9 protein-coding genes and 1 pseudogene are annotated in these 12,843 nt (G+C 64.4%); 4 read left to right on the top strand and 6 right to left on the bottom strand.

Translation table 11 applies throughout. The features are described 5' to 3' along the window. Positions 1 to 8: 8 nt before the first annotated feature. The 3 genes and pseudogenes from FHR23_RS16025 to FHR23_RS16015 all read right to left on the bottom strand — a co-directional run. A complete protein-coding gene (locus tag FHR23_RS16025) occupies positions 9 to 1,052 on the bottom strand; it encodes a DUF7146 domain-containing protein (RefSeq protein WP_184006013.1) in 1,044 nt (347 codons plus the stop codon). Between the two features lie 67 nt (positions 1,053 to 1,119). After that, a complete protein-coding gene (locus FHR23_RS16020) occupies positions 1,120 to 3,222 on the bottom strand; it encodes a ParB/RepB/Spo0J family partition protein (RefSeq protein ID WP_184006011.1) in 2,103 nt (700 codons plus the stop codon). A 120-nt stretch (positions 3,223 to 3,342) separates the two neighbouring features. Beyond that, positions 3,343 to 4,071: pseudogene (locus FHR23_RS16015) on the bottom strand (DUF932 domain-containing protein); the annotation flags it as partial. A 92-nt stretch (positions 4,072 to 4,163) separates the two neighbouring features. Here FHR23_RS16015 and FHR23_RS16010 point away from each other — a divergent pair. The 4 genes from FHR23_RS16010 to FHR23_RS15995 all read left to right on the top strand — a co-directional run bounded on the left by FHR23_RS16010 (position 4,164) and on the right by FHR23_RS15995 (position 9,908). Next, positions 4,164 to 5,663, top strand: coding sequence for a site-specific integrase (locus FHR23_RS16010; RefSeq protein ID WP_184006051.1), 1,500 nt, complete (start codon positions 4,164 to 4,166; stop codon positions 5,661 to 5,663). Continuing rightward, positions 5,660 to 7,447, top strand: coding sequence for a hypothetical protein (locus FHR23_RS16005; protein ID WP_184006007.1), 1,788 nt, complete (start codon positions 5,660 to 5,662; stop codon positions 7,445 to 7,447). Before FHR23_RS16010 ends, FHR23_RS16005 begins: the two co-directional genes overlap by 4 nt. 71 nt (positions 7,448 to 7,518) lie before the next feature. Beyond that, a complete protein-coding gene (locus tag FHR23_RS16000; RefSeq protein WP_246359962.1) occupies positions 7,519 to 9,576 on the top strand; it encodes a hypothetical protein in 2,058 nt (685 codons plus the stop codon). Continuing rightward, positions 9,555 to 9,908, top strand: coding sequence for an HTH domain-containing protein (locus FHR23_RS15995; RefSeq protein WP_343043212.1), 354 nt, complete (start codon positions 9,555 to 9,557; stop codon positions 9,906 to 9,908). Before FHR23_RS16000 ends, FHR23_RS15995 begins: the two co-directional genes overlap by 22 nt. Here FHR23_RS15995 and FHR23_RS15990 read toward each other — a convergent pair. The 3 genes from FHR23_RS15990 to FHR23_RS15980 all read right to left on the bottom strand — a co-directional run. After that, positions 9,843 to 10,811: an ArdC family protein gene (locus FHR23_RS15990; protein ID WP_184006003.1), complete on the bottom strand. Its 969-nt coding sequence runs from the start codon at positions 10,809 to 10,811 to the stop codon at positions 9,843 to 9,845. The genes FHR23_RS15995 and FHR23_RS15990 overlap by 66 nt on opposite strands. A gap of 86 nt (positions 10,812 to 10,897) precedes the next feature. Next, positions 10,898 to 11,419 (bottom strand): hypothetical protein, encoded by a 522-nt coding sequence (locus FHR23_RS15985; protein WP_184006001.1) that lies wholly within the window; start codon positions 11,417 to 11,419, stop codon positions 10,898 to 10,900. A 254-nt stretch (positions 11,420 to 11,673) separates the two neighbouring features. After that, positions 11,674 to 12,843, bottom strand: a 1,170-nt coding sequence (locus FHR23_RS15980) for a cbb3-type cytochrome c oxidase subunit I (protein WP_184005999.1), incomplete at its 5' end; no start/stop codon positions are given.

The following is a 12,843-nucleotide window of genomic DNA, read 5'->3' as shown; positions in this document are numbered from 1 at the left end:
GTCGACGTTCAAGCGGCACGGGCAAACAACCGATCGCGATCATCGGCAGGAAAAAGGGAGTACAGCACCTTCGTGAACGCCTCGCGGCCTAGTCGGCGCAGATCGGTGTTGAAATCGTCGGAAACGGGGTCGAGCACGATCATCTCGATGTGCGCTGCCTCGGCCCGCTCGGCCAAGGCCTGCGTTGCATGGTGTCCGGCGGGATCGCGATCACGCGCGACATAGAGGCGGCGCAGCCGATCAGGAAATTCCAGCGCCGCAAGGTGGGCCGACGACAACGTTGCGATCATCGGCATGGTGGGAAGCGCCATCCTCAAAGAAAGCACCGTCTCAAGCCCTTCACCCGCTATCATGCTATGTGCGGCAGTGCCGAACCGAACGCCAGCCCCAAGCAGATCGCCCATGGCCCGGCGTGGCGTGGCGATCCGAGCCTTATCCTTCGTCGTGCTGTCTAGCCAGGTTCGATGGACGCCGGTGATCGTGCCGGTACGGTCGGTGATGGCCGCGATCAGCGCAGGAAAGGCATTGGCAGTTCCGGGCGCATCGTCCCGGTTCGGGCGATACCAGCAACGGGGATGGAAGCGGAGCCAGCGTTCGGTGCGGACGTCGGTGATGCCGCGTGCAGCCAGATAGGCTTCGGCGAGCGTGCCTGCGATCGGATACGAGGCAGCGAAGAGGCGGCGTGCCGCCTTGCGCGATCCACGGGGCGGACTCGGTTCGTCGGGATCGTAATCGCTGACGAGCAGCGGCAGTGACAAGAAACGTCGAGCCTCTTCAAGCGTATCGGCAAGCCGATGATGGCCCTGGTTGAGGCCGATGAGATCCAGCAGGTCGCCATGCTCACCGGTCGCGGCGTCGGTCCACTTTCCGGCAGCGCCTTTGCCATGCTCGCCGCCCTTCAAGCGGACATAGAGACTGCGGCCCGGCGATCCCTGGGCATCACCCACGGTCCAGTAATGTCCCTCGCGGTGCCCTTCGCGCAGATAGTGCCGGCAAACGGCTTCGGCCTGCCGGGCCAGTGCGCGGGAAAGATCGGATGCGGCCGAGGCCATGACGGTCCTCCGTTTGCAGAAAAATGGGGTCCGCCACATCGGACGGACCCCAAAAGATGTGCGCAAATCATTCAGCGGCGACGGCGTAGGCCTCGTCGAACGCATCTTCACCCGGAACAGGCTCCGGGTCGACGGTCGTTACGCCGCCGTCCGTGTCCGGCACTTCCATATCCGGCGTGCGCAGTGGTTCGGCGAGCCAGCCAGTGCCGACGAGCACGTCCTCGGCCGCGCGCGCCATGTCGGGCTTCTTCAGCCCGGCAAGGCGGTCGGCAACCTCGGCGCCCTTTGCTTGCTCGACCGCAGCCAAGATGTGCGGCTTGGTCACGCGGCCGAGATAGTTGTCGACCGTGGGCGTCCAGCCCGCCGCGACCATATCGAGCCCGGTCGCACGCGCGACGATATGTGAATGTTCGATCCGCCCCGAAACGGTCCGGGCCGAAACGCTGCCGCTGTTATAGCGGGTCGCGGCTTCCCACAGCGCGTTGACGCCGAACGAAGCACAGTGCGCGAAGAGCGCGGCCTGTTCGTCGGCGTCGAGGGCGGTGAGCACGTCCCACAGGTCTGCCGGCTGATCCGGCAACCGCTCCGACCAGCTCTCGTGGCGCGCATCGACCGCCTTCGCCGGCCCGAAGTCGCCCAGGTTCGGCGCATGCGCGCCGAGATAGGGACTGCGGATCGACACCTGCAGACAGGTCGCGTCGCTCGAATAGCTGTAGAAGCTGTCGAGCACGAAGGCGTGGAGCACGGCAGCGAACGCCACCTGCGGTGAATTGGCAAGCGCATCGCGCAAGGCCATCGTCCGGTAGGCGGTGAGCTCGCTGACGAGCCGGTCGGGGATCGGGCGAAGCAGATCGTCCTGGTCCTCGTCGTCCGTGGCCGCGTCGACGCCGGGCATGCCGGTGACAACCGTCGCAACGCCCGGTTCGGCGCCGCTGTCATCGCCGCTGCCGAGATCCTCATCGTCGTCGTCCGGATCGGCATCGCCGGCGGGCTCGTCCTCGGCACGCACATAGCCACGTTCGACATGGAGCGAACCGTCGGTATCGATGCTGACGAAGGCACCGGCGCGAGCCTGTTCCTCAGGATCGAATGTCAGCGGACGCGCGACGAGCGACGCGATCTCCTCGTCGATGGTCGTGATGCGCGCTTCGACCTCGTCGGGGATCTCGTCGGCATCCGACCATTCGTTCTCGAGTTGGTCGGCCTCCTCGCGCAGCACGGCCACGCGCGCTTCTTCTTCGTCGCTCATCGGCACGGGCTCGCCGTTGAGCTCGCGCAGGTCGAAGCGATGGCCGTAGGGAAAGTCAACCGCGACCGCGACCCACTTCCAGCCTTCTTCTCCGACGCGCTCGCCTTCGGTTTTGAGCTTCTCGTCGACCAGGCGGTCGAGGAGCGCCACATCCTGCAGCCAGCCGCCGCCATCTTCCTCGAACAGGTCGCGCAGGACATAGCCGCCCGCCGCGACATAGGCGTCGAGTGTCACGAAGCGCACGCGCTTGTCGGATGCGCGGACGGTTTCCTCGGTGAGCCGACGACGAATGTAATAGGCTTCGTTCTGGTAGCTGTCCTTGATCTGCTCCCAGACCTGTTCCTGCCGATCATGATCTTCCGAGACCGCGAAGGCCATTAACTGTTCGAGCGTCATGCCGTCCTCGGCATAGACCGCGTGCAGCTTCGGTGAGACCGAGGCCAGCCGCAGCCGCTGCTTGACGACGGCGGGCGTCACCATGAACGTGGCGGCGACGGTCTCGACGTTCACGCCCTGTTCGACGAGCCCACGCATGGCGCGAAACTGGTCGAGCGGATGGAGCGGTTCGCGATGCGTGTTCTCCGCGAGCGAGTCCTCCTCGGCCGAGATGGTGTCGTCTTCACGCACGATGCAGGGCACCCCTTGGGTCTTCGTCATTTTGCGCTGCTTGACGAGCAACTGCAGCGCACGAAAGCGGCGGCCGCCGGCGGGGACTTCGAACTTGCCGGTTTCCCCGCCGCTCTCGTCGCGCTGGGCGCGCACGGTGAGGCTCTGCAGGAGGCCGCGGCGGGCGATGTCGGCGGCGAGCGCGTCGATCGAGACGCCCGCCTTCACGCGCCGGACATTGGCCTGGCTCAGCACCAGTTGGTCGAACGGGATGTCCCGCGAACCCGACAGGACGATCTTCATATGCTTGGTCATGACACTTCTCCATGACGGGCGGCCGGAAGACTCTCTCCAGACCTCCAACCCGTCATGAAGGCGGCGCCACCCTCTCACTCTAGAGAGCGAGACGGCGGCGCCGAGGCGGGAGTGCGGGGATCAGTGAACGGTCGCGAGGAGCTTGGCAGCCTTGCCTTCGAGATCGAGCCGCGCGTCTTGGTGCGGCTTATCGCGAGCAAGCGCGGTGATGCCCTGAACGAAATCGAAGACCGAGGCCGGGGGATGGCCTTCTTCGTCGAGCACCGTGGCGATGATCCGGTCGGTATCGGCCTTGGAGAAGCCGCGCCGGCGAAGGAAGGTCTGGCGGTCGTCGTCGTCGCGGGCGACCACCCGTTCGCGCGCCGCCTTGATGCCCGCCATGAACGGCTGGGGCGAGGACGACGCGAAATTCTCCAGCGCGGGCGCCGCTTCGTGCGCGAAGCGGTTGGCGGCGAACTTGGAGTGCCGGATACTAATCTCCTCGAATCCTTCCGCGCCCCAGATGTTGCGGTTCATGCAGACCGCCCGGAGATAGAAGGAGGCGATGCCGAGCGTTTTCGAGCCGACTTCGCTGTTCCAGGCATAGAACCCCCTGAAGAACAGGTCGGGATCGCCATTGGGGAGTTTGCCTGCCTCGATCGGATGGGCGTCGTCGACCAGGAACAGGAAGACGTCGCGGTCGCTCGCATACAGCGTGGTCGTATCCTTGGTGACGTCGACGAACGGATTGTGGGTCATGGTCGACCAGTCGAGCAGGCCCGGAACCTTCCAGCGGGTATCGCCGGTGCCGTTGCCGGCGATCTTCATGACGGCGGCGACGAGTTCATGATCCCAGATCCGCCCGTTATCCCGACTCTTCGGGACCGTCTCACAGACGCAATGATGATGGGACAGGTTCATGATCGATCGCCTTCCTGTTGGAGGTGCGATGTTTTGCCGGGGTGGGCTCGAGCCCACCCCGGCAAAACATCGGCGCCCGGAGACTTCCCATCCCCAAGCTCTTCTTCACCGATCTCTCCTCCCTCCCCTCCACCGTCGTGATCGATGGGCAGGTTCGCGGGCTTACGCCTGACGAAATCTCGGCGGCCAGCAGTTGCGGGCTTGTCGAGGGGATGCCGTTCATCCTGCACGACGACGGAAGCTACGATCATCAGCTCAATCGGTTCTTCCGTTCCTGTCCCACGATGGGCGTGCGCTCGCTGAACAGCCTTCGGGCCTATGCGCGCGATATCGTGGTCTGGATGCGGTTCCTCGGCGAACGCCGAAATGGGAAATCCCTTTGGCAGGCCGATCGTGACGATATCGCCGCCTTCCATCATGCTCGACGGCTATCGGAGCCACCCTATCGAATCTCTGCTTCGTCCTGGAATCGCGCCGTAGCGGCTCTCGACAAACTCTATCACTGGGCGCGCGACGAGAATTTGGTCGCCGATCTGCCGTTCACCTATCGCCAGAGCTGGATCCGGTCGGCGCCGGACGGACCGCTTCAGGCCGTAGCCGCCAACTGCGCGCGCGAGCCTGGGGCGCGCAAGGGTGACATGCGCTTCGTCGATCTGGAGCGCTATATGCTGTTCCGGGATGTCGGCCTGCGAGGCCGGCTGCCAGATGGACGTGAGGATCCGTACTGGCGTGGGCGCCATGGTGAGCGCAACGCTCTGTTCGCCGAGCTTCTGATCACGACGGGGCTGAGGTTGCAGGAAGCATCGAGCCTGCTGCTCGGCGAGCTTCCGGGCCACAAACTTCTCGACCCGTCGATCCGATCGATGCCGTATCGGCTTGCCGCGGCCACGGCGAAAGGCGGACGTGGTCGGGATATCCGCCTGCCCGTGCGACTGCTTGCCCAACTGCACGACTATGCACGCATCGAACGGGAAAATGCCGTCAGCAGACGAGGACGCCGCGTCCTACCATCGAATGCGCGGCCGATCCTCGCGACGCCGACTGGGCGCAAATCCCTTCGCGTCGTCGACGGTGATCGTGATGCTGTCGTCAGCGTCGATCGCCTGTCTCCAACCGAACGCGCCAGGCTCATCGATGCGGACACGTTCGCACCGTTGAACTTGTGGCTCACCGAAACCGGGCGGCCGATGACGATGCCAGCCTGGGAGGCTGTCTTCATGCGCGCGAGCGCCCGCTGTCAGGCGCTGGGGTTTGAGATCGACGTGACTCCGCACATGCTGCGCCACGCCTTTGCCGTCCATATGCTTGCCCTGCTACTGCGTGAGCAGGTCAGTTGGGTCGCCGGCGGGGGAGCAGGGCAAGCTGGCTCGGTCTATAGGCGCCTGATCGGCGATCCTCTGCTCAAGCTGCAGCGGCTGATGGGACACAGCCGGATCGAGAGCACCTACATCTATCTGGATCATCTCGACGAAAGTCAGGCGATCGTCGATGCGGCGGTCGATCAGTGGGGCCTCGATCTCGCACCGGAGGAAGCGGCGTGAAGCGCGGGCACCATGCTCGCTTCCCGGAAGTTGCGTCGCCGCCGCCCGCGGGCGCAACAGTGCTGGATCCCCGGCGGTTCGCTGTTCACTGCGATGACGGCAGCCAAGTGCTGGTGGACCTGCGAGACTGGAAACGCCCTAAGCTAGCGGCCGAAATGGCGGTGTTCCTCGAGGAATATATACGCCGGATGGGTCCAAGCCCCATTGCCCGGTCGGTCCGGCGGAAGGTCAAGCAACTGGGGCTGTTCTGGACGTTCCTCGATAGGGATCACCTGTCGGTGAGCCGGCTCGGCGACATCGATACGAAGCTGATCAACGATTACGAACTCTGGCTGGAGCGTAATGGCGGCGGGCGCTTCCACCAGCGTCACCTTCTCGCAACGCTGATCGGTCTCCTGCGCCTCGCGCCGGAAATGCGCGGCGGCACACTCTCGCAGGAGACGGTCGCACGCCTGACCTTCATCGGCCACGGCGAAGGCGGGGTCAGCCAGCCTCGAGATGCCTATAGCAGCGGCATCGCAAGTCGACTGAGAGACGCCGCACGCGTACAGATCGAAGACGCGCGACGCCGGATAGCACTGGGCGATGCGCGACCCGCGCTGCCGGAGCGCATGGAGATCGGCAGTCGAGTCCACGAGCATTATACCGCCGTGATCGAGGCGATCGTTCGTCTGGGTCAGGTCGGCACACGCCGCAGGGACGTCGGACGATTCGTCCAGCTCGCCCGGTACCGCGGGATCGATAATACGATGGAGGCCCTGCATGCCGGCTTCTACCTGACCCGGCTCGACCTCATCGCGTTCATCGTTCTCCTGTCTCTTGAGACGGGCATGGAGATGGAATGCCTGTTGCGCCTCAAGGCGGACTGCCTGCGCAATCCCACCAAGGGTTATGTCGAGATCGAATATTACAAACGTCGCGCACGCGGGTCGGAATGGAAACGTCTGCGTGTGCGGGATGGCGGAAGTGGGACGCCCGGCGGCCTGATCAGGCTAGCGGTCGCGTTGACCGAGCGGGCGCGAGGGCATCTCGGAACCGATCGATTGTGGGCGATCTGGACCATCACCGGGCTTCGCCTGCCCAGCGACGATGGCCCCCAGGGCGTCGAGGGCTTTGTTGGCCATCATCAGCTGCTCGATGATGATGGCGCGCCGCTGCACCTGTCGCTGGCGCGTCTCCGCAAGACCAACAAGGCCGAGTGGTATCGCAAGACCGGCGGACAGCTCGAGCACTTCGCCGTTGGACACTCGATACCGGTGGCAGCACGGCATTATGCTGAAATCCCGGCGCTCCGACCAATCCACGAACGGACCATCGCCGCAGCCATCGGCGATGCGCTGGAAATGGCGCTGAGGCCGACGATCCTGCTGCCCGACGTCGACGAACTTCGGGCCTCAGTGCAGGAGCAGCGCGTTGCCTCAACAGGTCGACGATCGGCCTCCAGCAAGGACCTCTGGCTTGCCCGGTGCGGCAGCTTCTTCAAAAGCCCGTTCGGGTCGGCCGGCGAAGCCTGCCCGACGCCCTTCTGGGGGTGCCTTGAATGCGAGAACGCGGTGATCACGGCGCGCAAGCTGCCTACGCTCGTCGCCTTCCAATCCTTTATGCTCGCACAGCGCGATATGCTGGACACCGAGGAATGGGCAAGCAAGTTCGGGCGGGCCTGGTGGCGCGTCACCGCCCAGATCCTGCCAGCCTTCCCCTCGGCGCTGGTCGAGGCAGCCCGCATCGAGGCTGAAGCAGCCGGCCCGGAACTGCTCTACTTGCCCGTGGAAGCACGAATATGAGTGGAAGCCAGCCTGTCCTCGCACCGGGGATCTCCGCGATACGGGCCCGAGATGACGTCGTGCTGGCTTCGATGGCGCTCAAGGACGGTACTGACAGTGCCAGGCTGTCGCGGTTCCACGAAGATATCTGGGATCTTGATCCCGCGATCTTCCACGTCACCGCGCGCAACGCGTTCCGCACGATCGACTTCAGCGGGATCGCCTGCTCCGTCGAACGCCTGACGGCCAAGGAATACATCTATGCGTGGTTGAACGAACTGCTCCCCGATCGCGCTGGGCGACTCCGTCCGCTCTCCACCCGCACCGCGCTGGCAACCCTGCGGCGGTTCATGGCGTTCGTCCGTGAGCGTGCCGGACGGTTCGACGCGCGGATCATCGACCAGACAATGCTCGACACCTATCTCGCCGAGTTGAACGCGAGGAAGCTGCAGCCGAGCCGGGTCGGTGAATGCCTGAGGCCCATTGTCCAGCTTCATCGCCTGGCGCCCTTCCTGACCTGTGGTGGGCTCGGCTTCGTGCCATGGCAAGGGCGCGCAATCTTCACGGTTGCAGGCTGCCGGGGCCGCCCACACGAAAATGTGACGCCGCGTATCCCGGAGCCCGTGATCGGCGCGCTGATCCGCTGGTCGCTCAAATATATCGATGTCTTCGCGGCCGACATCTTCGCGGCGCGCGCGGAACTGGATGCGCTCGAAAAAGCCTATGCCGATCGTCCGGCCCATACAAAGCGCGGCAGCCTGGCGGATCGGATGACGGAGTGGACGACCTCCCGCCAGTCGAACGGACGTGGCGTTCCTGTCTGGAACAGCCCGCAGCGACAGGGTGGTATGAGCCTGGCGATCGCGGAATCGGGTCGTTACGGCGGCCACGTCGTAAACATGCAGCTGATCGCCATGCAGGCAGGCATCCACCTCACAACGCTCAGCCTGCCCCACATTAGGGAGCTTGTGCTGGCGGCGATCGAGGAACTCGGGATCGAGCATGGCGGAATGGACACCCCGATCGCGCACGATCCGGACACTGGACGTCCGTGGCGAGAGCGGTTCGACGCGTTCGATCTGGTCCGCGAAGAACGCCACCTTCAAACGGCAGCCTACATCTTGTGCTCCTACCTGACCGGCATGCGCGATGGCGAGATCCAGGCCATGCGTCCGGGTTGCATCAAGCGAGGGAAAAGCGCTGATGGCCTCATCGAGCGTATTGCGATCCAGAGCATGATCTACAAAGGGCGCGGGACACGTGGCGAGATCGAAGAATGGGTGACGATCGTGCCCGTTGCCCGCGCCGTCGAGATCGCGGAGCGTCTCGCCGCCCGCCATCGCACCCCGCACCAGCATGATGGATTATGGGTCGTGCTCGAACGGGGCACAGCCAATGAGCGAACGCTTCCTCACATCGTCAGGCAGATCAACCGCTACCGAGAGCATCTCGACGCGCAATATGGCTCTGTCGATGAGCCTGCCATACCGCTTGCCGATGGCCGGAACTGGGTCTTCAACACCCGTCAGTTCCGGCGCACGCTTGCCTGGTATATCGCCAACAGGCCGTTCGGCGTGGTCGCTGGGAAGATCCAGTACAAACACGCCTCGGTCGCCATGTTCGACGGCTACGCCGGAGCGTCGGCATCCGGGTTCCGGCAGGAGGTCGAGCAGGAACGCGCACTTGGCCAACTCGATGATATCGTCGCCCAGTATGAGAGCTACCGCAAGGGCGAGAAGCTGGTCGGCCCTGCGGGCGCTCGCATCACTGCGGAAATGATGCGGGTGGCAACCGCCACCGACCTGCCCGGCATAATAGCCGACGAGAAGCGCGTAAAAGCGATGCTCGCCCATCTTGCGCGAACGCTGCATGTGGGCGTGCTCAACGACTGCTTCTTCGACCGTGCGACGGCGCTGTGCTTGCGGGACGCCGACGACGGTGCGGCGCCGCGGCTCTCGAGCTGTGCGCCGGATCGCTGCCCGAACTCGTGTATCACACGCCAGCATGTTCCCGCATGGCAATCCGCCATCGACGATGCCGATGCGCTGTTGAGGAGCAAGCGCTTGTCGGCCGCCCAGCGCACGGTCATCCGGGAGGATCGGGACCGCATGAAGAAGGTGATCGCACCGTGGGCAAGTCCGTCGGCATGAAACCGGTCAGCGCCGAAACCGAACGCCGGTTACGGGAGGCCCTGACGCAGCTCATGGCAGCCGATGAACGGCTGTCGGTCGCGAATCTGGCACGGCGGGCGGGTGTGAGCCGCGCCACCGCAAACAGGGCGGTTGCGATCCGGTCCGAACTGCGGGAGGCCGAAGCCGGGCGCCAAGGAGCCGCACCGGCGCCGGTCGACAACGACGAGCAATCGCGAGCCGCGAGCGAGAATATCCTCGCTCAGCACGCCCAGCTGCGGGCTCTGCTACGCGGCGAGGAGCGCAGGCGAAATGCCGACATCGGCAACGTCATCCCCATCCTGCGACGATGATACAACCAGCTGCGTCGGAGGCGTCGGCTGCTGGGCGTGCATCCAGTCCGCGGCCTGCTGCGCCTTGCTGGCTGCCGTGAAGATCGCGCGCGGATCGTTCTTCAGCACCTCGAGCCACGATGCGATATACGCCGCGTGATCGGGGCGCGGATGGTGGGCGATGCTGAGATCCGCGAGCACGAGGCCGCTCAGAATCTCCACACAGCACTCCTCCGCCGCATAGGCTGCGGAACCGAACCGGCCTGACAGATCGCGATCGAGACGGTGCTTGGCGCCCGAGGCGTGACCGTTCTCATGGAGCCAGACGCCATAAAACGAGGCGGCGTCACGGAAACACTCGAACGGGGGCATGCACACCGTGTCCGTCGAGGGACGATAATAGGCCTCCGAGCCGCCGAAGACAGTCGTGATGCCCAGGTTGGAAATGAACGCTTCGGCCTCGGCATGCCGTGCCGCGTCCGGGAGTATCGTGACGGGCGGCACCTCATAGCCATCGACCTGCGCCACGTTGAACACGGAAAATGCGCGCGCGAACATCTTGCGATGGCCGCTCTCGTCCTCGCCGCTGTCATCGGCGGCAGCGGACGACACCTGCTTCCAGAATACCACGGTCGTGGCGTGTTCGCCCTTGCGGACTTGCGCCCCGGCCTCGAGCCATTGGCGGTAAGTGCCCCACAGCCCGTCGCTGTAGCCGCCCGCCATCGCCGCCACCCAGAGCGCCAGGGTGTTTATGCCGCGATAGCGCTTGGCCGAGCTGACGTTGGTCGGGCGCGCGACGCTGGTACCATTGTGATGCCAGGGTGCCCGCCAGTCGCCGGTCCCGTTCTCTATGGCAGCGATAATCTCGGCGGTAACACGCGTGTAGACGTCAGCGCGCTCGCCAGCGTGCTTGCGATATGCCATGTTTATCTCCTGGAAAATGGCCGCGAGCGCACGTCGGCATCGCCCGCATCAGGGCGTGCACGGAGCTCAGCGGTGCAATGGAAAGATCAGTGAACCGCCGGTGAGACAGGTTGACTGTTCAGATAACGGCCGTAATCCGGGCCGGTGACGGCACGCAGTTCGGTACGACCATCGTCGGTCTCCAGCGTCTTCATGAGTTCGGCGCGGTGCGAGAGCAGGCCATGCTGCATGTTGATGCCGGCAAGCGGAGCGGGGAGTTGGCGCAGATAGCCGGCGGGCGCACCGACCAGGCTTGCGAGCTGGCCGAAGGACCAGTTGGTCGGCGCCAGGGGCTCGTCGCGACCGGGGACCAGGAGTGCGAGCCGTTCGGGATCGTCGCGCGAGGCTTCGACACGGACGTTGCGGGTCTCGACGGTCCGGGCGGTTGCCCGATCGGCGCGGGACTTCACCGCGCCGTAAAGCTCGGTCAGCGACAGGTAGCGCTCGTCGTCGGGACGCGAAAACCATTCGGACGAAACGCGACCGATGCGCTGGCCGCGCGAGATGTCGACCTTGTATCCGCCGGACACTGCGGCGGGATCGCGGGTCTGGGAAAGGACAGTAGCCATGGGAAATCTCCACGACGGGCGCCGGGAGCCTCTCTCCCGATCCTTTACCCGTCACGGACTTCCCTGCTTTCCTCTGACTCTGAAGGGGGGCGTTGCGGGGCAGGCTGTGCTAAAACCCACGGATCAGGCAAGCCTGTCCGGCGATCCTGAAGCCGTTTCACGGACAAATGGCGTTGGCCGGGAGCGACCAACGCCCGAAATTAGCCGGCCGTCCGTTGAAAACCGGGGTACAGCCGGGAAGCGGAGTGGCGGATCTAAAGCGCCGGCTTTGGAATGGCCGCCGTTTCTGGAGTCGGCTTCCTGCCGTGCATGAACGCCTGAACCATGAACCATGCGAACGCGAAAACGCCGAGAGCGAACACGACATCGCCGGGCACCCTTGCCCAAACCAGCGCCTGCATGATCGGGCTATGGATGAACTCCGCTGAGCGCGCATAGGCATAGCCGTGCTCGATGCTGGCGTAGGTCTGCAGGATGCCCTGCGGGAGCAGCGACAGGAAAGTCATCATGCCAAGGCCGATATTGAGCGACCAGAAGGAGATCCTGATCCATTTTTGGTTCCACCGCGTGACGTCGGTCAGTCCACGCATGCAATAGAGCGTCAGCCCCAGGCCGAGCATGCCATAGACGCCGAACAGCGCGGCGTGGCCATGGTTCGCCGTCGTGTTCAGCCCCTGCATGTAATAGAGCGCGATCGGCGGATTGATGAGGAAGCCGAACAGCCCGGCGCCGACCAGATTCCAGAACAGGACGGCGGCGAAGAACATGAACGGCCAGTGATAGATCCGTTCCCACTCGGCCTCATGCTCGACCTTGTGCCGCGTATAGGCTTCGAAGCCGACAACCAGCAGCGGCACCACTTCGAGCGCCGAGATCATCGCGCCGACCGCAATCACCGACGTTGGCGTGCCGCTGAAATACAGGTGATGGAAGGTCCCGAGCACCCCGCCGAACAGGAAGATGATCGTCGCGAACAACACCATCACGGTGGCGGTGGAGGTTCGCAGGATGCCCATCTGGACGAACAGCAGCGAGATGATGGCCGTGGCGAAGACTTCGAAAATACCCTCGACCCACAAATGCACCACCCACCAGCGCCAATATTCCATGATGGCGATGTTCGTATGCTGGCCCCACATCAGCCCCGCGCCGTAGAGCAGCCCGATGGCGAGCGCTGACACCAGCACGAGATAGATGAGGGACTTTCCGCCTTCCCGTCGCAGCACGGGCCAGAGCGCGCGCACCACCAGCGCCACCCAGAGGAACAGGCCAATCAGGAGGTAGATCTGCCAGAAGCGGCCGAGATCGACATATTCATAGCCCTGATGACCGAACCAGAAATTCGCCGTCAGACTGGTGAAGAAGCGGTGGACGGCCGCCCATTGCCCGGCAAAGGAGCCGATGACGATGACCAGAAGGCTGAC

Origin of the sequence: Stakelama sediminis (assembly GCF_014199335.1) — a bacterium.
GTDB lineage: Bacteria > Pseudomonadota > Alphaproteobacteria > Sphingomonadales > Sphingomonadaceae > Sphingomonas > Sphingomonas sediminis.
The sequence above is the reverse complement of the archived record's forward strand: the minus strand, read 5'-3'. Positions and strand labels throughout refer to the sequence as shown.

Excerpts from the sequence above, each read along its gene's own strand:
- FHR23_RS16025 (WP_184006013.1), bottom strand. The coding sequence starts at position 1,052 with ATGGCCTCGGCCGCATCCGATCTTTCCCGCGCACTGGCCCGGCAGGCC.
- FHR23_RS15990 (WP_184006003.1), bottom strand. The coding sequence starts at position 10,811 with ATGGCATATCGCAAGCACGCTGGCGAGCGCGCTGACGTCTACACGCGT.
- FHR23_RS16020 (WP_184006011.1), bottom strand. The coding sequence starts at position 3,222 with ATGACCAAGCATATGAAGATCGTCCTGTCGGGTTCGCGGGACATCCCG.
- FHR23_RS15985 (WP_184006001.1), bottom strand. The coding sequence starts at position 11,419 with ATGGCTACTGTCCTTTCCCAGACCCGCGATCCCGCCGCAGTGTCCGGC.
- FHR23_RS16000 (WP_246359962.1), top strand. The coding sequence starts at position 7,519 with ATGGCGCTCAAGGACGGTACTGACAGTGCCAGGCTGTCGCGGTTCCAC.